General features: G+C 68.6%; 16 protein-coding genes. 12 read left to right on the forward strand and 4 right to left on the reverse strand.

Features of this window, described 5'->3' with window-relative positions:
- Positions 1–3: 3 nt before the first annotated feature.
- From ACP7BP_RS09585 to ACP7BP_RS09595, 3 genes are read left to right on the forward strand one after another with little or no spacing between them, the layout of a single operon-like run.
- Positions 4–1,509: a sugar ABC transporter ATP-binding protein gene (locus ACP7BP_RS09585; protein ID WP_426244365.1), complete on the forward strand. Its 1,506-nt coding sequence runs from the start codon at positions 4–6 to the stop codon at positions 1,507–1,509.
- Positions 1,499–2,512, forward strand: coding sequence for an ABC transporter permease (locus ACP7BP_RS09590; RefSeq protein WP_426244366.1), 1,014 nt, complete (start codon positions 1,499–1,501; stop codon positions 2,510–2,512). Before ACP7BP_RS09585 ends, ACP7BP_RS09590 begins: the two co-directional genes overlap by 11 nt.
- Before the next feature lie 43 nt (positions 2,513–2,555).
- Entirely contained in the window at positions 2,556–4,898 is a 2,343-nt protein-coding gene (locus ACP7BP_RS09595; protein ID WP_426244367.1) for a penicillin acylase family protein, read from the forward strand.
- A 201-nt stretch (positions 4,899–5,099) separates the two neighbouring features.
- On the opposite strand, the gene ACP7BP_RS09600 is transcribed toward ACP7BP_RS09595, so the two are convergent.
- Entirely contained in the window at positions 5,100–5,663 is a 564-nt protein-coding gene (locus ACP7BP_RS09600; protein WP_426244368.1) for a dihydrofolate reductase family protein, read from the reverse strand.
- Positions 5,664–5,916: 253 nt separating this feature from the next.
- Between ACP7BP_RS09600 and ACP7BP_RS09605 the strand changes: the two genes are divergently transcribed.
- Complete coding sequence (locus ACP7BP_RS09605; RefSeq protein ID WP_426244369.1) at positions 5,917–8,718, forward strand: aconitate hydratase; 2,802 nt, start codon at positions 5,917–5,919, stop codon at positions 8,716–8,718.
- A 426-nt stretch (positions 8,719–9,144) separates the two neighbouring features.
- Here the strand turns inward: ACP7BP_RS09605 and ACP7BP_RS09610 are convergent, their stop codons facing one another.
- Both ACP7BP_RS09610 and ACP7BP_RS09615 read right to left on the reverse strand, forming a co-directional pair.
- On the reverse strand, positions 9,145–9,963 hold the full coding sequence (locus tag ACP7BP_RS09610; RefSeq protein ID WP_426244370.1) for an ABC transporter permease: 819 nt from the start codon (positions 9,961–9,963) through the stop codon (positions 9,145–9,147).
- Positions 9,960–10,859 (reverse strand): ABC transporter ATP-binding protein, encoded by a 900-nt coding sequence (locus tag ACP7BP_RS09615; protein ID WP_426244371.1) that lies wholly within the window; start codon positions 10,857–10,859, stop codon positions 9,960–9,962. Before ACP7BP_RS09615 ends, ACP7BP_RS09610 begins: the two co-directional genes overlap by 4 nt.
- 139 nt (positions 10,860–10,998) lie before the next feature.
- Between ACP7BP_RS09615 and ACP7BP_RS09620 the strand changes: the two genes are divergently transcribed.
- From ACP7BP_RS09620 to ACP7BP_RS09645, 6 genes are all read left to right on the forward strand, one after another.
- Positions 10,999–11,733: a TSUP family transporter gene (locus ACP7BP_RS09620; protein WP_426244372.1), complete on the forward strand. Its 735-nt coding sequence runs from the start codon at positions 10,999–11,001 to the stop codon at positions 11,731–11,733.
- Positions 11,734–11,823: 90 nt separating this feature from the next.
- Positions 11,824–12,123: an MTH1187 family thiamine-binding protein gene (locus ACP7BP_RS09625; RefSeq protein WP_426244373.1), complete on the forward strand. Its 300-nt coding sequence runs from the start codon at positions 11,824–11,826 to the stop codon at positions 12,121–12,123.
- The gene (locus ACP7BP_RS09630; protein WP_426244374.1) at positions 12,120–12,731 is read left to right on the forward strand and encodes a GNAT family N-acetyltransferase; all 612 of its coding nucleotides are present in this window, start codon (positions 12,120–12,122) and stop codon (positions 12,729–12,731) included. The genes ACP7BP_RS09625 and ACP7BP_RS09630 overlap by 4 nt, the downstream gene beginning before the upstream one ends.
- A gap of 33 nt (positions 12,732–12,764) precedes the next feature.
- The gene (locus tag ACP7BP_RS09635; RefSeq protein ID WP_426244375.1) at positions 12,765–13,136 is read left to right on the forward strand and encodes a hypothetical protein; all 372 of its coding nucleotides are present in this window, start codon (positions 12,765–12,767) and stop codon (positions 13,134–13,136) included.
- A 123-nt stretch (positions 13,137–13,259) separates the two neighbouring features.
- A complete protein-coding gene (gene uvrA / locus ACP7BP_RS09640) occupies positions 13,260–16,319 on the forward strand; it encodes an excinuclease ABC subunit UvrA (protein ID WP_426244376.1) in 3,060 nt (1,019 codons plus the stop codon).
- A 106-nt stretch (positions 16,320–16,425) separates the two neighbouring features.
- Positions 16,426–16,890: a Rieske (2Fe-2S) protein gene (locus ACP7BP_RS09645; protein ID WP_426244377.1), complete on the forward strand. Its 465-nt coding sequence runs from the start codon at positions 16,426–16,428 to the stop codon at positions 16,888–16,890.
- 17 nt (positions 16,891–16,907) lie between these two features.
- Here ACP7BP_RS09645 and ACP7BP_RS09650 read toward each other — a convergent pair whose 3' ends face one another.
- Positions 16,908–17,423, reverse strand: a complete 516-nt coding sequence (locus ACP7BP_RS09650; RefSeq protein WP_426244378.1) for a hypothetical protein — start codon at positions 17,421–17,423, stop codon at positions 16,908–16,910.
- A 56-nt stretch (positions 17,424–17,479) separates the two neighbouring features.
- Between ACP7BP_RS09650 and uvrC the strand changes: the two genes are divergently transcribed.
- Positions 17,480–19,474 (forward strand): excinuclease ABC subunit UvrC, encoded by a 1,995-nt coding sequence (uvrC, locus tag ACP7BP_RS09655; protein WP_426244379.1) that lies wholly within the window; start codon positions 17,480–17,482, stop codon positions 19,472–19,474.
- The gene (rapZ, locus tag ACP7BP_RS09660; protein WP_426244380.1) at positions 19,474–20,352 is read left to right on the forward strand and encodes an RNase adapter RapZ; all 879 of its coding nucleotides are present in this window, start codon (positions 19,474–19,476) and stop codon (positions 20,350–20,352) included. The genes uvrC and rapZ overlap by 1 nt, the downstream gene beginning before the upstream one ends.
- Position 20,353 lies beyond the last annotated feature (1 nt).

A 20,353-nucleotide genomic window follows, 5' to 3' on the forward strand; every position in this document is an offset into this window, starting at 1 on the left:
CTGATGACTGTGGCGGTCGCATGTGTCGACGTGTCCAAGACATTCGGCGGCACACGCGCGGTGAAGAGTGCCTCGCTTGAGATCAGGTCTGGATCCATCCATGCGCTTGTCGGCGAGAACGGTGCCGGCAAGTCGACGCTGATGGGCATCGTGAGTGGCCGTGTCCTCCCGGACGAAGGGGTGGTCGAGCTGTTCGGCCACCCCCTCAGGGGAGGGCGGCCACGCGACCTCAAGAACTTGGGGCTCGCAACGATCTACCAAGAGCTCACGATGTACCCCAGCCTCAGCGCGATGGAGAACGTCTTTGCCGGGCAACTGCCGTCGACGCGCGGCGTGGTCAAGACCGGTGAGATGCGGCGTAGATACGACGAGCTGTGCCGGATGTTCGACGTAGACATCCCGGCTGACACTGAGGTCCGGAACCTCTCCGTGTCCAGCCAACAGATGCTCGAGATCATGCGAGGCGTCCAGTCGGACGCTCGCGTGATCCTGCTTGACGAGCCAAGCGCCGCTCTCGCGGAGCACGAGCGCGAGACGCTTCACCGTGTCTTGCGGGAGATCGCAGCGGGAGGGACCACGGTCGTCTTCGTCAGTCACAACCTCGATGAGGTGCTCGAGTTGAGCGACACCATCTCCGTCATGCGCGACGGCAGCCTGGTATCGACGGCGGCTGCGGGCGAATGGACGAAGCAGGAACTGATCAGAGCCATGATCGGTCGAGACCTGATCGTCAACGACGAACTTCACAACGTGACCGCTCAGTCACTCCTCCGGGTCGAGGATGCCGGTGTAGGTGACTACGTTCACGAGGTCAGTCTGGATTTGCGGGAGGGCGAGATTGTCGGCGTCTGGGGCCTCGTTGGCTCAGGGCGGACCACATTCATGCGCGCCGTAGCTGGTCTGGAACCGTCGTCCTCAGGCTCTCTTTGGCTTGAAGGTCGGGAGGTTCCTTGGCCCAAGCGTGCCGCAGACGCCATCGACGTGGGCATCGTCATGGTGCCGGAGGACCGTAAGTCGGGCCTCGTTCTGGGTATGGACGCGGTCGACAACTACTGGATCGGTCGAAGGAGCTCTGGGCTTGGACGGTTCTTGCTGAACCGCGAACGCGAGTCACGGCCGGTCAAGAACCAGGCCAGGTTCTTCGGCTTCGACCCTGAGCGCACCAGCACACCCGTCAGGAACCTTTCCGGTGGCAATCAGCAAAAGGTGATGCTGGCCAAGTGGGCAGGACGTGAACCGAGGGTCTTCCTCATCGACGAGCCCACGCGCGGCATCGACGTCGGAGCGAAGGCGGAGGTGCTTACGTCGTTGAAGCGCCTGGCCCGGGGCGGCGCCGGAGTGGTGATGACGTCCTCGGAGCTGGAAGAGGTGCTGGCGGTCAGTCACCGCATATTGGTGTTCGCTCTAGGTCGTGTCGTGGCCGAGATCGACCGAGAGGATCCCAACTTCTCGGTGGAGCAGATCGTTTGTCTGGGTTTTCGAGAGACAGGGTCGACAGATGTCGCGTGAGACAGATACCGCTGCAAGCAGCGCCGTAGCCAGCGATGACGGTGGGGCAGTGGCCCAGGGACGAATGGGACTTGCAGAGGCTCTGCTCCTCCGCTACGGGATGGTGGGTGTCCTGCTCGTTCTTCTCGTCGTTGCCGTCATCCTGTACCCAGGATTCCTGGCTCCGGCGAACCTACGCGACCTCCTGAACCAGAACTCCGCCGTCGGGATCATCGCAGTCGGTATGACCTTGATCCTTCTTACGGGGGGTTTCGACCTATCGGTCGGCGCTACCTTCGCGTTGAGCGGAACGGTCTTCGCCGGGGTCAGCCTGTCGCAGGGCGTCCTGGTGGGCACGCTGGCCGGCCTTGGGGCCGGGCTCGCCGCAGGCCTCGTCAACGGCGTGCTCGTCGCACTGCTGAACGTCAATCCCTTCGTTGCAACGTTGGGCAGCTCGTCTGCCATCTCAGGCCTTGCCTTCATCTACTCGAACTCCGCGCCATTCATCGTCGAGGAGACCGAATTTCGAAATCTCGGGATCGCGCGGGTCGCGGGTATTCCGTTGCCGGTCGTGATCCTGGTCGTGACGTTCGTCGTGGGTTGGTTCCTCGTGCACCGTACGACGTACGGCCGCAGCATCTTCGCTGTGGGAGGCAACCGCGAGGCGGCCAGACTCTCGGGTATGCCCGTGGCCTGGCTCGTCATGAGCACCTACGTCATCACTGGGCTCTTGGCTGGCCTCGCCGGAATGATCTCGGCCTCGAGGCTCGGCGTCGGGCAGGCGGACGTGGGATCAACGATCGCGCTTGACGTGATCGCGGTCGTTGTCATCGGCGGCACCTCGCTGCTGGGGGGCGAAGGCGCCATTTGGAGGTCGGTTGTCGGGCTCTTGATATTGGCCACGCTCACCAATGTCTTCTTCAGCCTCAACGTCGACCAGAACTGGCAGCTGATCGCGAAGGGCACGATCATCGTCGGCGCCGTGGCGCTGGACGCCTATTTGCGTAGGCGCGAGACCCAGTGAGCTTTAGCGCGCGCTGCTCGACCAAGGGAAAGAGGTGAGGTCGGTGTCGCAACCGACGAACAAGAGCATTGTCGTCCCGGGTCTCTCGGATCCGGTTGAGATCCTCATCGACACCTGGGGTGTCCCTCACATCTACGCCGCCAATGACACCGATGCCTTCTTCGCGCAGGGGTTCAACGCCGCCCGAGATCGGCTGTTTCACATCGATCTCTGGAGGAGGAGAGGGCTAGGACGCCTCTCAGAGGTGTTCGGCGAGTCCCACATCGAGCGAGACCGGGCAGCGCGCCTCTTCCTCTACCGCGGCGACATGCGAGCGGAGTGGCTCGCGTACGGAACAGACACGAAGGAGGTCGCATCGGCGTTCGTCGCGGGCGTGAACGCGTTCGTGACGCTGGCACGCGAGGACGACTCGTTCCTGCCCGTCGAGTTCAAGGAGTTGGGTTACGACCCCTCGCTCTGGGAGCCGAGCGACGTCGCTCGCATTCGCAGTCATGGCCTCTACTACAACCTCGAGGAGGAGGTCGCCCGTGCGTTCACCATTCGCGACTTCGGCCCGGAGGTCGAGGACCTTCGCCGAGTGCGAGAGCCATACGTTGAACTGAAGGTGCCGGAGGGGCTGGACCTCGATCTGATCCCTGACGACGTGTTGCATGTCTACCGACTGGCGACCACGCCGCCGGACCTGTCTGACCCCAGCGCTGCCCTGAGACGTCGGACTGAACCCGAGGGAAGCAACAACTGGGTGATCGGCTCATCCCGTACCCACAGTGGACGCCCGCTCCTTGCCGACGATCCCCACCGAGTCGTCTCGCTGCCGGGATTGCGCTACATCGCCCACTTGAAGGCTCCCGGCCTCGACGTCATAGGTGCGGGCGAGCCAGCACTGCCGGGTGTGTCGATCGGACACAACGGACACGTGGCCTTCGGGCTGACGATCTTTGCGATCGACCAGGAGGACCTGTACGTCTACAAGACCAATCCGGAGAATCCGCGGGAGTACTGGTACGAGGAACGTTGGGTCCCGATGACCGAAGTGCGGGAGACCATCGAGGTGGCTGGATCTGACCCGGTGGAAGCCTCGATGCACTACACACGCCACGGGCCGGTCATTCACGAAGATCCTGATCGGCACACTGCATGCGCCGTGCGCGCTGCCTGGCTGCAGCCAGGGATGGCTCCCTATCTGGGCAGCATGGACTACATGCGGGCCGCGACTCCGCAGGCCTTCGTCAGCGCGATGAACCGGTGGGGTGCCCCAGGTGAGAACCAGGTGTACGCGGCGCCTGATGGCACCATCGGTTGGAAGCCGGCGGGCCTGGTGCCAGTGCGTCCCAACTGGGACGGGACGATGCCGGTTCCTGGTGACGGGCGATACGAGTGGGCCGGATTCTATGACGGCGATCAACTTCCCGCCGACCACGCGCCGGACGTCGACTGGTTCGCCACGGCGAATCAGATGAACCTGCCCGCGGACTATCCGCAGGACCGGACCATCACCCACGACTGGTACGCCGGAGTTCGCTATGAGCGGATCGCCGAAGAGTTGTCAGCCCGCCACGACTGGACGGTCGGCGACTGCGTTCAGCTTCAGAACGACTACCTCAGTGTCCCCGCGCGCTACATCGTGGAGAGGCTCGGCACAGTCAGCGAAGTTCCGGTTGATGTGGCTGCGGCCGTCGAGCTGCTGGCCGAGTGGGATTATCGGCTGGAGGTGGACTCTGCTGCTGCAGCCCTCTTCGAGATCTGGTATCGCCGGCATCTCCGCCCCGCACTGCTGGAGCAGGCCCTCACGAACCTGGTGCCGGCTGAGCGTCGGCAGGCGGCCTTGGATCGTATCCTCCCCAAGGATGACCTTGCCGCTGACTGCCGCATCGACCTGCGATTGCTCGGCATTGGAGACCACGACGCTGCGCTGGAGCCGAAGGTGGTCGACCGTCTCATGATCGACTCCCTCGCCGGGGCCGTCACCGCCGTGGAGGAACTCCTGGGGACTGACCGCGAGGCCTGGCGGTGGGGATCGTTGCACCAGGCGCTCCTCCGCCATCCTCAGGCTGCGCTTCTGGGCGACAACCACAGGGAATGGACCTCTGTAGGCCCGGTCGCTAGAGGCGGAAGCGGCGACACCGTGGGCTGCACGACGTACTCGCCGGACTTCGTGCAGACCGTCGGTGCGAGCTTTCGAATCGTCGTCGATGTGGGTGAGTGGGACAACTCGGTCGCCATGAACTCACCCGGCCAGTCTGGGGACCCCGTCAGCCCACACTTCCGGGACCTCTTCGGAGTCTGGGCTGAGGGAGGCTCGTTTCCGCTGCTGTACTCCCGCAACCTGATCGAGGAGAACCTGAGCGAGGTCATCACCCTCCGACCACCCGTGCAGGAGGCGTGAGCGCGTGACCGAACACGCAGTCCTTGGCGCACGTGTCTCTCACCGGCGCCGCAGACAGCAGCGTCGAATCCATCCGGGCGCGCGTAGCGATCCGCGGCGACCGCATCCTCGCGGTCGGCGCAGAGGATGCAGTTGCGCCGCCGCCCGGGCCCCGTGGGGATCGGCGTTCCAGGTGGGGTCCCGACGGGCCTGCCCCGCCGGTCAGCGGACGACCTCGAACACCTGCTTCTGGATGCCGTTGCCGTAGCTCTCGCTCTCGGTGAGCCGCAGCATGGTCTTGTCCTTGTCGGTGTCGCTGAACAGCCGCTTCCCCGCGCCGAGCAGCACCGGGAAGACCAGCAGGTGGTAGCGGTCGACCAGCCCGGCGTCGGCGAGGTTCCGGGCCAGGGTCGCGCTGCCGTGAACCGCGATCGCGCCGCCCTCGGTCTCCTTGAGGGCCGCGACCTCGTCGAGCGAGCGGAGCACCGTGGCGGGCCACCGCTCGTCGTCGCCGGCAAGGGAGGTCGACACGACGTACCGCGGCATCGCGTTGTAGTCGGCGAACTCCTCCATGGTGGGCCAGACCGGCGCGAACGCCTCGTAGCTCTTCCGGCCCAGCAGCATGGCCGTGGTCTCCTGCTGCTCACGGCCCTTGATCTCGTAGGCGGCGGCATCGAACTCGATGTCCTTGAAGGTCCAGCCGGAGTTGCGGTAGCCGGGCTCTCCGCCCGGGGCCTCGACGACGCCGTCGAGGGACATGAACGAGGTGACGATCAAGGTGCGCATGGTTTCTCCTCAGATGTTTCTGGTGGGTGCTTCCACCCTGTCTACGAGCGGGGGTGGCCGAATACGACAGGATCGCGGAGGAACATTCTGGGGGCCTGACGACGGGCCGTCCTGTGGTCCTCGCTCGCAGTAATGTATCTTGACGTCAAGACACATGCGCGGCCAGACGACTGAGGCTCGCCTTCCTTCCGTAGCGTTGCTTCACGGCGGCAAGATGGTCACGCGCGACAACCGAGCGATCGAGGAGACGACGATGGCCAGTCAGGACAGTTTCGGTGCCAAGGGCACCCTGGACGTGGACGGCACGGCCTATCAGGTCTTCCGCCTCGACGCGGTCACCGGTGACGGGGTGGACGTGGCCACCCTGCCGTTCAGCCTGAAGGTGCTCCTCGAGAACCTGCTGCGGACCGAGGACGGCGCCAACATCACCGCCGACGACATCCTCGCGATCGCCAGCTGGGACGCGGACGCGGACCCCAGCCAGGAGATCCAGTTCACGCCGGCGCGAGTGATCATGCAGGACTTCACGGGGGTGCCGTGCGTCGTCGACCTCGCCACCATGCGAGAGGCGATGGCCGAGCTGGGCGGAGACCCGACCAAGATCAACCCCCTCGCGCCCGCCGAGCTGGTCATCGACCACTCCGTGATCGCCGACGTCTTCGGCACGCCCGGGGCCTTCGAGCGCAACGTCGAGATCGAGTACGAGCGCAACCGCGAGCGCTACCAGTTCCTGCGGTGGGGCCAGGGCGCCTTCGACGACTTCAAGGTCGTCCCGCCCGGCACGGGCATCGTGCACCAGGTCAACATCGAGCACCTCGCGCGCACCGTCTTCACGCGGGAGATCGACGGTGAGCTCACCGCCTACCCCGACACCTGCGTCGGCACCGACTCCCACACCACGATGGTCAACGGCATCGGCGTGGTCGGCTGGGGCGTCGGCGGCATCGAGGCCGAGGCGGCCATGCTCGGCCAGCCCGTGTCGATGCTGATCCCGCGCGTCGTCGGCTTCAAGCTCAACGGCGACCTGCCGGAGGGCGCCACCGCCACCGACCTGGTCCTGACGATCACCGAGATGCTGCGCAAGCACGGCGTGGTCGGCAAGTTCGTCGAGTTCTACGGACCCGGTGTCTCCGTCCTGCCGCTGGCCAACCGGGCCACGATCGGCAACATGAGCCCGGAGTTCGGCTCGACGATCGCGGTGTTCCCGATCGACGAGCAGACCCTCGACTACCTCCGCCTCACCGGTCGCCCCGAGGAGCAGCTCGCCCTCGTGGAGACCTATGCCAAGGAGCAGGGCCTGTGGCACGACCCGTCAGCGGAGCCGCGGTACAGCGAGCGGCTCGAGCTCGACCTGGCGACCGTCGTACCGTCGCTGGCCGGCCCGAAGCGGCCCCAGGACCGGGTGGCGCTGACCGACGCCAAGCAGTCGTTCCGCTCGGCGCTGACCGACTACGTCGACGAGTCCGGTGAGGAGAACGGCTACGACGAGTCGGTCGCCGAGTCCTTCCCGGCCTCCGACCCGCCGGCCAACGGGCACGGCGAGGCGCCTCCCAAGGAGTACGACTCCGCGGCTCCCGCCGACGGTGGCCGCCCGAGCAACGCAGCCCTGGTCACGCTGGCCGACGGCACCACGTTCGAGATCGACCACGGTGCGGTGACGATCGCGGCGATCACGTCGTGCACCAACACGTCCAACCCGTCGGTGATGATCGGTGCGGCCCTGCTGGCCAAGAAGGCGGTGGAGAAGGGGCTGCAGCGCAAGCCCTGGGTGAAGACGACCCTGGCCCCCGGCTCGAAGGTGGTCTCCGACTACTACGAGAAGTCCGGCCTGACGCCGTACCTCGACAAGCTGGGGTTCAACCTCGTGGGCTACGGCTGCACCACCTGCATCGGCAACTCCGGCCCGCTGATCCCCGAGGTCAGCCAGGCCGTCAACGACAACGACCTGGCGGTCGTGTCGGTGCTGTCCGGCAACCGCAACTTCGAGGGCCGGATCAACCCGGACATCAAGATGAACTACCTCGCGTCGCCGCCGCTGGTCGTCGCCTACGCCTTGGCCGGCTCGATGGACGTCGACCTGTTCAACGACCCGCTCGGCCAGGACACCGACGGCAACGACGTCTACATGAGGGACATCTGGCCGACGGCCAAGGAGATCGAGGAGGTGGTCGCGCAGGCGATCAACTCCGACATGTTCGACTCCAGCTACGCCGACGTCTTCGCCGGTGACGAGCAGTGGCGCTCGCTCCCCACGCCCGAGGGCAAGACGTTCGCCTGGGACGAGGACTCGACGTACGTCCGGAAGCCCCCGTACTTCGACGGCATGCCCGACGAGCCGGAGCCGGTCAGCGACATCGAGGGTGCGCGGGTGCTGCTCAAGCTCGGCGACTCCGTGACCACCGACCACATCAGCCCGGCCGGCGCGATCAAGAAGGACTCGCCCGCGGGCCGCTACCTGGCCGAGCGGGGCGTGGAGCAGCGCGACTTCAACTCCTACGGCTCGCGCCGCGGAAACCACGAGGTGATGATCCGCGGCACCTTCGCCAACATCCGGCTGCGCAACCAGCTGGCGGCCGGCACCGAGGGCGGTGTCACGCGCGACTTCACCGCCGACGGCGAGGTGACGACGGTCTTCGAGGCCTCGGAGCACTACCTCGCGGCCGGTACGCCGCTCGTCGTGCTGGCGGGCAAGGAGTACGGCTCCGGCTCGTCGCGCGACTGGGCGGCCAAGGGCACCGCGCTGCTGGGTGTCAAGGCCGTCATCGCGGAGTCCTACGAGCGGATCCACCGCTCGAACCTGATCGGCATGGGTGTGCTGCCGCTGCAGTACCCCGAGGGCCAGTCCGCCGAGTCGCTGGGCCTCACCGGTGAGGAGACCTTCGCGTTCACCGGCATCACCGAGCTCAACGAGGGTCGCACGCCGAAGACCGTGAAGGTCACCGCCGGTGACGTCTCGTTCGACGCCGTGGTCCGCATCGACACCCCCGGCGAGGCGAGCTACTACCGCAACGGCGGCATCATGCAGTTCGTGCTGCGCAACCTGCGCAAGGCCTGAGCCTCAGCATCACCTCGAACGCGCCACCCGACTGTTGTCGGGTGGCGCGTTGGTCGTGTGGGCCGCCGTGGTGCTGGGTCGATTGGGCAGAAACCGCACGTCTGGGGGCTGAAAACCTGCGGTTTGGGACCAAACGACAGGGTCGGGCGGAGGTGCAGGCTGCCCGGAGGCCCCGAGGCGCCCCCTCGATTGGGCAGAAACCGCACGTCTGGGGGCTGAAAACCTGCGGTTTGGGACCAAACGACAGCCTCCGACGGGTGGACAGCCCCAAGTGGGTCGGCCCCCTCGATTGGGCAGAGACCGCACGTCTGGGGGCTTAAAGCCTGCGGTTTGGGACCAAACGTCGCGCCGACACACCCGACACGGCACCCCGCCCCCGACCAGTCACCTGGCCGGGGGCGGGGAACGTCGGTCGTACGCCGTGAGCTACTTGACCTCGGACCGGGTGACCAGCCACAGACCGACGGCCATCGGCACGATCAGCCAGATGCCGGCCGAGGTGGCCAGGTGCGCCCACCCCTCGCCGCTGAGGCTGGTGGCGTCGTAGAGGCTCACCTGGTTGTACTGGAAGTCGACCCAGCGGAACACGTCGTCGTACCACTCCTGGGTGCTGGCGAGCAGGCTGGAGAGGGTCGGCACTATGAACGAGTAGACGAAGTAGCCGACGATCGCGCCCGGGGAGTTGCGGACCAGCACGCCGAGCATGAAGCCCATCAGCTGGCCCAGGACCAGTGCCAGCACGATGAAGGCGACGCTGCTGACCGAGACGTCCCAGGTCGTTGGCACGCCGGCCAGCTGGGAGCCCACGACGTTGCCGAGGGCACCGACGGCGAGTGCGACCCCCATCCCGACCAGGCCCACGGCCACCGCGACGACGGCCTTGGCCGCGATCACTCGACCGCGGCTGGGCACGAGCGTGAACGTCGTCAGGCCCGAGCGCTGGCTCCACTCGCCGGTGACGGACAGGATCGCGATGACCGGCAGCAGGATCGACATGGGGATGCCGATCGCCCCGGCGAAGTTGCCATAGGCGATCTCGTCGTCGGGGGCGAAGAGCACCACGGCCGCGCTGGCGAGCGCCGCGAGGATGCCGATGCTCATGAGCAGCCAGAAGCCCGAGCGGGTGTCGAACATCTTGCGCAGCTCCACGCCGGCGACGCGGGCGAACGGGATTGGGGCGTACGTCGTGGTCCCGGGCTCGCGCGAGACCGCCCGTCCCGTCGGGGTGATGGCCGTGGTGGTCATGCTGCTACTCCTTCTCGCTGGGTGTCGGCGGTGAGCTCGAGGAACATCTCTTCCAGCCCCGCGCCTTCGGCGGCGCGCAGCTCGACCAGCGGTACGCCGGTCTCCAGGGCGATCCGGCCGACGACCTCCGGGTCGGACTCGACCCGCAGGGTGTCGGGGCCGGACGTGTGGGCGACGAGGCCGGCCACCACGAGCGCCTTCGCCAGGGTCGCTGTCTCGGGCGTGCGGACGAGCGTGCCCGCGGTCGCGAGCAGCTCGGCCTTGGTGCCCTGGGCGACGATGCGGCCGTTGCCGATGACGATGAGGTCGTCGGCGATGACCTCGATCTCGTGCAGCAGGTGCGAGCTGAGCAGCACGGTGCCGCCCTGGTCGGCGTACCCGCGGAGCAGGTCGCGCATCCACCGGATGCCGGCCGGGTCGAGCCCGTTGGCCGGCTCGTCGAGGATGAGCACCTGCGGGTCGCCGATCAGCGCCGTGGCGATGCCGAGTCGCTGGCGCATGCCGAGCGAGTAGTTGCGCACCCGTCGGCCCGCCTCCGTCGGGGTGAGGCTGACGAGCTCGAGCATCGCGTCGACCCGGTTGCGCGGCACGCCCATGGTCTGGGCGGCGATCGTGAGGATCTCGCGGCCGGTGCGGCCCGCGTGCTGCGCCGAGGCGTCGAGCAGGACGCCCACCTCCCGGCCGGGGTTGGGCAGGTCGGCGTACTCCTGGCCGGCGATCGTGGCGTGGCCCGCGGTCGGCTTGGTGAGGCCGACCATGATGCGCATGGTGGTGGACTTGCCGGCGCCGTTGGGGCCGAGGAAGCCGGTGACCCGGCCGGGCTCGGCAGCGAACGACACGTCGTCGAGGGCGGTGAACCCGCCGTACTTCATGGTGAGGGAGTCGATGAGGATCATGTCGCCAAGACTTCCGGCCCGACGCGCGCGGGGATATCGGGTGCGACCCCGGCGCTACCCGAGCCGACCCCGAGAGGACCTCAGGGACGACCCGCATGAGTGAATGTGGGCACAGGTCGACCCGCGAGAGCAGGATTCCATGAACGACATCGCCGGTGTGTCCCTCGGAGTGGTGATCGCGCTGGCGGTCGTGGTGGCCCTCGGCGCCTTCGTGCAGTCGGTGGCCGGCCTGGGGCTGGGCCTGCTGGGCGCGCCCGTGGTGGCGCTGCTCGCGCCCTCGCTGATGCCGACCCTGCTGCTGTGGCTCGCGGTGCCGATGTCCCTGTTCGTGCTGGTCGCCGAGTGGCGCCACGTGAACTGGTGGGCCACCGCCTGGGCGCTGCCGGCCCGGGTCCCGGGCACGGTGTTGGGTGTGTGGCTGGTGACGGTATTCACCGACCGGGTCCTGGGGATCGTCGTTGCGGTGATGGTGCTCGTGGCGGTCGCGCTCGCCTACCGGGTCGTGGAGGTGCGCTTCACTCCCGCACGGTTGTTCCTGGTGGGCTTCGCGGCCGGTACGTCGGGCACGGCGACGTCCATCGGAGGGCCGCCGATGGCCATCCTGTTCGCCCACAGGTCGCCGCAGGAGTCGCGGGCGACGCTGTCGATGTTCTTCTTCGCGGGCACGGCGATGTCGGTCGCGCTCTTCTCGGCCACCGGCGAGATGCCGGCCGCGTCCGTCTGGTTGACCCTGTGGTTCATGCCGATCCTGGTGGGGAGCTTCCTGGTCGGTCTGAAGGTGCGCGGCCGGATCCCTCGGGAGGGCTTCCGACGGCTGGTGCTGGTGGTGTGCACCGCGTCGGCGCTCTTCCTCCTCGCGCGCTCCCTGGTGTGAGTACGGCGAGGCTCAGGGCGCCGGCCCGTGTAACTGTATTGAACGAGTGCGGAAAGTCCGGGTCGACAGGACTCTCCTAAGGTGGGTCGCATGATCGTTGCCATCAGCATCAGCCCTGCAGGCGCCGACGAGACCGGTGGCGTCTCCGCCTCCGTGGCCGAGGCCGTGCAGGTCATCCGCGACTCCGGCCTGCCCTGCGAGACCAACGCGATGTTCACCAACATCGAGGGCGAGTGGGACGAGGTCATGGCGGTCGTCAAGGACGCGGTCTTCAAGGTCGCGGAGACCTCGCCGCGTGTCGGTCTGGTGCTGAAGGCCGACCTGCGTCGCGGTCACGACACCGGCCAGCTGACCGCCAAGGTCGAGCGGGTCGAGGAACACCTGAGGTGAGCACCACCCCGACGTGCTCGTTGCGCTCGGCCCACGCGGGCGACCACGGCGCCGTCGGGGCGGTGATCGAGGCGGCCTTCGGCGACGAGGGACCTGAGGTCTCGGCGCTCTGGGCGGAGGTCCGCGAGCTGGGTCACCTGCTGGCCGAGCTGGTGGCGGTGGACGCCGTCAGTGACGAGGTCGTCGGGCATGTGGGCGTCAGCCACGCCTGGCTCGACGCCCGTCGGGAGCTGGTCGACGTCGCGATGCTCAGCCCGCTGAGCACCCGGCCCGACCGGCAACGTGAAGGCGTCGGCACCTCCCTCGTCGCGGCCGCGATCGAGGCGGCTCGCACCACCGGTCGGCCGATGCTGTGCCTCGAAGGCAGCCCGTTCTTCTACGGCGCGCGCGGCTTCGAGCGGGCCGCGCTGCACGGCCTCGAGGCGGCGTCGCGGCGCACTCCGGAGCAGGCGATGCAGGTCGTGCTGCTCGACGGCTACGCCGACTGGATGACCGGTCGCTTCGTCTATCCCGACGTCTGGTGGCGGCGCGGGGCGGCCGGCCTGCGCGACCCCGACCTGGCCCGTCTCGAGCGTCTCTTTGACGAGCACTTCCCGCCCCTCGACTAGAACACCTGTTCGAACGTGGCGTACGCTGGCCGCATGGCAGTCCTCGTCGCCCCGCCCGGCTGGCCGCCGGCCGTCCGGCCCCCTGACGCGCCCGACTGGGAGCGCACCGCCGTCAACTGGTTCTTCGACATCTGCCCGCCCGACTACCGCCAGCACGCCGCGCTCCGGCGTCACATCGTGGTGCTGGCCCGCTTCGCCGTGCTGCACATCGAGGCGCAGCAGGCCGCCGTACGCCGTGGGCTCAGCGAGTGCCGGGCCGACCTGCGCGACGTGGCCGACCTCGACGTCGTCGAGGCGGCCGTGACCACGTTCCAGGCGGAGGAGGCCCGGCTGCTCGCCGTCCGCCGCGGGGTGGGTCTGGTCGAGGAGGCGCTGCGCGGCCGGCGCTTCGTCGCGCGCCTGTGACACGCTCCATTCCCGACTGTCGGTGGCTCGTGAGAGTGTGTTCGGGCCGGCGGGGCGCGCTTGCCGTGACCGGTAGAATAGCGAACACTTGTTCGAACACCGACGCCGACCCGTAGGACACCAGTGGCCGACCAGCTCATCATCCGCGGCGCCCGCGAGCACAACCTCAAGGACGTCTCCCTCGAACTCCCGCGTGACTCGCTGATCGTCTTCACGGGCCTCTCCGGCTCCGGCAAGTCCAGCCTCGCCTTCGACACGATCTTCGCCGAGGGGCAGCGCCGCTACGTCGAGTCGCTGTCGGCCTATGCGCGGCAGTTCCTCGGCCAGATGGACAAGCCCGACGTCGACTTCATCGAGGGTCTCTCGCCCGCGGTGTCCATCGACCAGAAGTCCACGTCCAAGAACCCGCGCTCCACCGTCGGCACCATCACCGAGGTCTACGACTACCTCCGGCTCCTCTACGCCCGCGCCGGCCGCCCGCACTGCCCGACCTGCGGCGCACCGATCGAGCGACAGACCCCCCAGCAGATCGTCGACCGGGTGCTGGCGCTCGAGGAGGGCCGCCGGTTCCAGGTGCTGGCCCCGGTGATCCGGGGCCGCAAGGGCGAGTACGTCGAGCTCTTCAAGGAGCTGCAGGCACAGGGCTTCTCGAGGGCACGCGTCGACGGCGAGACCTACGCCCTGGACGACACCCCCAAGCTCGACAAGCAGAAGAAGCACACCGTCGAGGTCGTCGTCGACCGGCTGGCCGTGAAGCAGTCCTCCAAGCGCAGGCTCACCGACTCCGTCGAGACCGCGCTCAACCTCGCGAGCGGCCTGGTGATCTTCGACTTCGTCGACCTCCCGGCCAAGGACCCCGACCGCGAGCTGCGCTTCTCCGAGAAGATGGCCTGCCCCAACGACCACCCGATCGACACCGACGAGCTCGAGCCGCGGTCGTTCTCGTTCAACTCGCCGTTCGGCGCCTGCCCCGTGTGCCACGGCCTCGGCACCCGGATGGAGGTGGACCCCGAGCTCGTCGTGCCCGACCCGACGGCGACCCTGGGCGAGGGCGCCATCGCGCCGTGGAGCGGCGCGCACGTCGCCGACTACTTCCTCCGGCTGATGCACGCCCTCGGCGAGGAGCTGGGCTTCGACCTCAACACCCCGTGGGAGAAGCTCGACGCCCGCGCGCAGAAGTCGCTGCTCAACGGCCACGCCACCAAGGTGCACGTGGTCACGACCAACCGCTACGGCCGCCAGCGCGCCTACTACGCCGCGTTCGAGGGCGTCCGCACCTACATCGAGCGCCGGCACCGGGAGGCCGAGAGCGACACGAGCCGTGACCGGTTCGAGGGCTTCATGCGCGAGGTGCCGTGCCCCGCCTGTGAGGGCAGCCGGCTCAAGCCGGTCTCGATGGCCGTCACGCTCGGCGGCAAGTCCATCGCGGCCGTCTGCCGGCTGCCGATCAACGAGACCGCCGACTTCCTGCGCGGCCTCGAGCTGAGCGCGCGGGAGAAGCAGATCGCCGAGCGGGTGCTGAAGGAGATCCTCGAGCGGCTCAACTTCCTGCTCGACGTCGGGCTCGACTACCTCTCCCTCGACCGCCCGTCGGGGTCGCTGTCCGGTGGCGAGGCCCAGCGCATCAGGCTGGCCACCCAGATCGGCGCCGGCCTGGTCGGCGTCCTCTACGTCCTCGACGAGCCCTCGATCGGTCTCCACCAGCGCGACAACCAGCGGCTGATCGAGACGCTGGTCAGGCTCAAGGATCTCGGCAACACCCTGATCGTGGTCGAGCACGACGAGGACACCATCCGCCACGCCGACTGGGTGGTCGACATCGGTCCCGGTGCCGGCGAGCACGGCGGCCAGGTGGTCCACAGCGGGTCCGTCCAGGGCCTGCTCGACCACCCCGACTCGATGACGGGGCAGTATCTCTCCGGCCGTCGCGAGATCCCGGTCCCGGAGATCCGCCGGCCGCGCACGGCGGGCCGGGAGCTGAGGGTGCACGGCGCCCACGAGAACAACTTGCAGAACGTCGACGTCTCGTTCCCGCTGGGCATGTTCGTCGCGGTCACCGGCGTCTCCGGCTCCGGCAAGTCCACGCTGGTCAACGACATCCTCTACACCTCGCTCGCCAAGCAGATCTACAACGCCCGGGCGGTGCCGGGCCGGCACCAGAAGATCTCCGGGCTCGAGCACGTCGACAAGGTGATCCACGTCGACCAGTCGCCGATCGGGCGCACTCCGCGCTCAAACCCGGCGACCTACACCGGCGTCTTCGACCACATCCGCAAGCTCTTCGCGTCCACCCCCGAGGCGAAGATGCGGGGCTACCTCCAGGGCCGGTTCTCGTTCAACGTCAAGGGCGGCCGCTGCGAGGCCTGCTCGGGTGACGGCACGATCAAGATCGAGATGAACTTCCTGCCCGACGTCTACGTCCCGTGCGAGGTCTGTCACGGCGCCCGCTACAACCGCGAGACCCTCGAGGTGCACTACAAGGGCAAGACCATCGCCGAGGTCCTCGACATGCCGATCGAGGAGGCGGCCGACTTCTTCGCCGCCGTCCCGGCGATCTCCCGGCACATGAAGACCCTGGGCGAGGTCGGTCTGGGCTACGTCCGGCTAGGGCAGCCCGCGACGACCCTCTCCGGCGGCGAGGCACAGCGCGTCAAGCTGTCCACCGAGCTGCAGAAGAGGTCCACCGGCCGCACCGTCTACGTCCTCGACGAGCCCACCACGGGCCTGCACTTCGAGGACATCCGCAAGCTGCTGCTGGTGCTGGGCCGGCTGGTCGACCAGGGCAACTCCGTGATGGTCATCGAGCACAACCTCGACGTCATCAAGACCGCCGACTGGCTCATCGACATGGGTCCCGAGGGCGGCTCGCGGGGCGGCTACGTCGTGGCCGAGGGCACGCCTGAGGAGATCGCCGGGCACCCCGACAGCTACACCGGTGCGTTCCTGAAACCGCTCCTGGATGGCCGGCACGCCGTCCAGCCGGGGAAGCCGAGGAGGGCCCCGGACCCGCCGGCGCCCACCACCAAGGCGGGCATCAAGGCCGCGGCGAAGAAGGCCGCGGCCGAGCGGGCCGCGACCAAGAAGGCGGCACCCAAGAAGAGGGTCGGTGCCAAGAAGACGGCGGCGGCCAAGCCCGCGACCGTGCGGAAGGCCACGGCGAAGCGGGCGACGGCGAAGAAGTAGCTGCTGGTCATCGCCACACCAGCGGGAGTTCTCGGGCCGGCCTTTTCGGGCTGACTAGTGTTCTCTTCAACCATCCCGACCGGCGACCCCAGGAGCGATCAGGGCCATGGGCTCAGGACTCAACCGACGTACCGCACTCTCCGCAGCAGCCGTCGCCGGAGTCGGGGTGCCGCTGCTAGCCAGCTGCGGCGCCGACACCCAGGCTGTCGACGAGGGCGCCCGGGGAGCATCCTCATCGTCGACACCCGACGGGTCGCCGTCCTCCTCCGGCGCGGGTCCCGGGGTAGACGTCCTCGCCAAGACGTCCGATGTCCCGGTGGGCGGATGCGCCGTCTACTCCGACGCCAAGGTCGTCGTGACCCAACCCACGGAGGGCGAGTTCCGGTGCTTCACGGCCGTCTGCACGCACCAGGGCTGCCTCGTCTCGTCGGCGTCCGACGGAGTCATCCCCTGCGGCTGCCACGGCAGCCAGTTCTCCCTCGAGGACGGCTCCCCGCAGGCCGGCCCGGCGACCACGCCGCTCGAGGCCGTCGAGATCGTCGTCGACGGCGACAGCATCAGCCTGGCCTGACCGCTCTGGCCCGTCGATCAGGCCGGCGCCAGGTCGAGGGCCACGGCGCCCATGCGGTCCGTGAGCTGGTGGCCCCCCGTGGGGTGCGCTCGCACGACGGCATCCGGCAGGGCGGCGGCGTGGTGCGCCAGGTGCTCGAAAGGGACCTCCTGGTCGTCGTGGCAGTGGTGGAGGCTGACCCGCAGCTGCGGAGGCGGCGGCACGAACGACGCGGGTAGGGCGTACTCCGCGACGCCCCAGCCCGTCGGACCCCAGTAGGGCATCGCGAGCAGGACCAGCGCCGCGAGAGGCGGACGCTCGTCCACCGCGTGCCTGAGGGCGACCGAGGCGCCGAAGGAGTGCGCCACGACCGCTACGTCGGGGCCGAGGTCGTGCAGGTGGCCCGAGACCACCCGACGCCATGCGTCGTACGACATGTCCTCGTCCGGCAGCCGGGGGGCCTGGACGGGGCCGTCGAGGTGCTCGCGCAGCTCCGCGACCATCGTCTGGTCGTCGTCGTAGCCACCGGCGCCGTGCAGGAACAGGACGCTCATGGACGGTCACGATAGTCGCGCGGGAACGTGTCGGCCCCGGCCCGTAGGGTTGAGGCATGGCTTCACCCGCGTCCTATCGCCCCGCCCCCGGGTCGATCCCGACACAGCCGGGTGTCTACCGCTTCCGGGACGCCAAGGGACGCGTCATCTACGTCGGCAAGGCCAAGAACCTGCGGTCCCGGCTGTCGTCGTACTTCCAGGACATCGCCAACCTGCACTCCCGCACCGCGTCCATGGTCACCACCGGTGCCAGCGTCGAGTGGACGGTCGTCAACACCGAGGTCGAGGCGCTGCAGCTGGAGTACAGCTGGATCAAGGAGTTCGACCCGCGCTTCAACGTCAAGTACCGCGACGACAAGTCCTACCCCTGGCTGGCGGTGACGGTAGGCGAGGAGTTCCCGCGGGTGATGGTCGGCCGGGGCGCCAAGCGCAAGGGCACCCGCTACTTCGGGCCCTACGGCCACGCCTGGGCGATCCGCGAGACGGTCGACCTGCTGCTGCGGGTGTTCCCGATGCGGTCCTGCAGCAACGGCGTCTTCAAGCGCTCCTCGCAGATCGGGCGCCCCTGCCTGCTGGGCTACATCGACAAGTGCGCCGCCCCGTGCGTGGGCAACATCAGCGCCGAGGACCACCGGGCGATCGTCGACGACTTCTGCGACTTCATGGCCGGCAACACCACGGCCTTCGTCAAGCGCGTCGAGCGCGAGATGTACGCCGCCTCGGAGGCGCTCGACTTCGAGAAGGCGGCTCGGCTGCGTGACGACCTCGGCGCGCTCAACCGCGCGCTCGAGAAGCAGGCGGTCGTCCTCGGCGACGGCACCGATGCCGACGTGATCGGCCTGGCCGAGGACCCGCTCGAGGTGGCGGTGCAGATCTTCTACGTGCGAGGCGGTCGCATCCGCGGCCAGCGGGGGTGGGTGGCCGACCGGGCCGACGACGGCGACACCGCCGCGCTCGTCGAGGACTTCCTGCTCCAGCTCTACGCCGGGGAGGCAGAGGCGATCCCGCGTGAGGTGCTCGTGCCCGCGCTGCCCTCGGACCACGCCACGATGGAGCAGCTGCTCACCGAGCTGCGCGGGAGCAGGGTCGCGATCCGGGTGCCGCAGCGCGGTGACAAGAAGACCCTCCAAGCGACGGTGGCCCGCAACGCCGGCCAGTCGCTGGTGCTGCACAAGACCCGGCGGGCCAGCGACCTGACCACCCGCAACCGAGCGCTCGAGGAGATCCAGAAGGCGCTCGGTCTCGACGAGGTGCCGCTGCGCATCGAGTGCTACGACGTCTCCAACCTCCAGGGCACGGAGGTCGTCGCGTCGATGGTGGTGTTCGAGGACGGACTGGCCCGCAAGAGCGAGTACCGCCGCTTCGTGATCAAGGGCCCCGGCGACGGACAGGTCGGCCAGAACGACGTCGCCCACATGAAGCAGGTCATCACCCGCCGGTTCCGCCGCCTGCTCGACGAGCAGGCGAGGTCGACGGAGGTCGCGACCGACAGCGGGCCGATGCTCGTCGACCCCGAGACCGGGCGCCCGCGCAAGTTCGCCTACGCGCCCGGGCTGGTGGTCGTCGACGGCGGCCCGCCCCAGGTCGCGGCCGCACAGGAGGCCCTGGCCGAGCTCGGCATCAACGACATCGCGGTGTGCGGCTTGGCCAAGCGGCTCGAGGAGGTATGGCTGCCCGGCGAGGAGGACCCGGTGATCTTCGCCCGCACCAGCGAGGGCCTCTACCTCCTCCAGCGGGTGCGCGACGAGGCGCACCGGTTCGCCATCACCCACCACCGCAACCGGCGGTCCAAGTCGATGGTCGAGAGCCTGCTCGACGACGTGCCCGGGCTGGGGGAGGTACGCCGCAAGACGCTGCTCAAGCACTTCGGCTCCCTCAAGAAGCTCCGGGCCGCCGACGTCGAGGAGATCGCGATGGTGCCCGGCATCGGCCCGGGGACCTCCCGAGCCATCAAGGACGCACTCGCCGCGGCCGACGCGACGCGCAAGACTGGGACCACTCAGCAACCGATGCGCGTCAACACCGCCACCGGTGAGATCGAGGAGGACTGATGTCGGAGAGCACGTCGCCGCAGCCGGGGGAGCTGGTCGTGGTCACCGGGATGACCGGGGCCGGGCGCAGCACGGCCGCTAAGGAGCTCGAGGACCTCGGCTACTACGTGGTCGACAACCTGCCGCCCGCGCTGGTGCGCGACGTCGTGCGCCTCGTGGACGACAGCCGCGGGGTGACCCAGCCGATCGCCGTGGTCGTCGACGTCCGCTCCGGCTCCTTCTTCGACGCCCTGCACGCCAACCGGCAGCAGCACGTGACCGGCCGGCCCACGACGCTGCTGTTCCTCGAGGCCGGCGACGACGTGCTCGTACGCCGCCAGGAGGCGGCCCGGCGGCCGCACCCCCTGCAGGGCGGCGGCCGGCTCGTCGACGGGCTCGCCCGTGAGCGGCGGGCCATGGCGAGCGTGCGGGGCGACGCCGACCTCGTCATCGACACCACCAACCTGAACGTCCACCAGCTGACGAAGAGGGTGGCCGAGCACTTCGGGTCGGCACAGGCCACCCGCCTCAAGGTCACCGTGATCAGCTTCGGCTTCAAGTACGGCATCCCGGTCGACGCCGACTTTGTGGGCGACATGCGGTTCCTGCCCAACCCGCACTGGATCCCGGAGCTCCGGCCGCACACGGGCCGCGACCCGGAGGTCGCCAGCTACGTCAAGAGCCAGCCCGGGGCCGCGGAGTTCCTCGACGGCTACCTGCCGGTCCTGGAGATCGCCGCACGCGGCTACCTGGCCGAGGGCAAGCGCTTCATGACCATCGCCATCGGGTGCACGGGCGGCAAGCACCGCAGCGTGGCGATGACCGAGGAGATCGCGCAGCGGCTGCTCGACCGCGGCTACGACACCCGAGCCGTGCACCGCGACCTCGGGCGGGAGTGAC

Origin of the sequence: Nocardioides sp. LHG3406-4, assembly GCF_049897745.1 — a bacterium.
Classification (GTDB): domain Bacteria; phylum Actinomycetota; class Actinomycetes; order Propionibacteriales; family Nocardioidaceae; genus Nocardioides.

Excerpts from the sequence above, each read along its gene's own strand:
- ACP7BP_RS09585 (WP_426244365.1), top strand. The coding sequence starts at position 4 with ATGACTGTGGCGGTCGCATGTGTCGACGTGTCCAAGACATTCGGCGGC.
- ACP7BP_RS09590 (WP_426244366.1), top strand. The coding sequence starts at position 1,499 with ATGTCGCGTGAGACAGATACCGCTGCAAGCAGCGCCGTAGCCAGCGAT.
- ACP7BP_RS09600 (WP_426244368.1), bottom strand. The coding sequence starts at position 5,663 with ATGCGCACCTTGATCGTCACCTCGTTCATGTCCCTCGACGGCGTCGTC.
- ACP7BP_RS09605 (WP_426244369.1), top strand. The coding sequence starts at position 5,917 with ATGGCCAGTCAGGACAGTTTCGGTGCCAAGGGCACCCTGGACGTGGAC.
- ACP7BP_RS09610 (WP_426244370.1), bottom strand. The coding sequence starts at position 9,963 with ATGACCACCACGGCCATCACCCCGACGGGACGGGCGGTCTCGCGCGAG.
- ACP7BP_RS09615 (WP_426244371.1), bottom strand. The coding sequence starts at position 10,859 with ATGATCCTCATCGACTCCCTCACCATGAAGTACGGCGGGTTCACCGCC.
- ACP7BP_RS09620 (WP_426244372.1), top strand. The coding sequence starts at position 10,999 with ATGAACGACATCGCCGGTGTGTCCCTCGGAGTGGTGATCGCGCTGGCG.
- ACP7BP_RS09625 (WP_426244373.1), top strand. The coding sequence starts at position 11,824 with ATGATCGTTGCCATCAGCATCAGCCCTGCAGGCGCCGACGAGACCGGT.
- ACP7BP_RS09635 (WP_426244375.1), top strand. The coding sequence starts at position 12,765 with ATGGCAGTCCTCGTCGCCCCGCCCGGCTGGCCGCCGGCCGTCCGGCCC.
- ACP7BP_RS09645 (WP_426244377.1), top strand. The coding sequence starts at position 16,426 with ATGGGCTCAGGACTCAACCGACGTACCGCACTCTCCGCAGCAGCCGTC.
- ACP7BP_RS09650 (WP_426244378.1), bottom strand. The coding sequence starts at position 17,423 with ATGAGCGTCCTGTTCCTGCACGGCGCCGGTGGCTACGACGACGACCAG.
- uvrC (WP_426244379.1), top strand. The coding sequence starts at position 17,480 with ATGGCTTCACCCGCGTCCTATCGCCCCGCCCCCGGGTCGATCCCGACA.
- rapZ (WP_426244380.1), top strand. The coding sequence starts at position 19,474 with ATGTCGGAGAGCACGTCGCCGCAGCCGGGGGAGCTGGTCGTGGTCACC.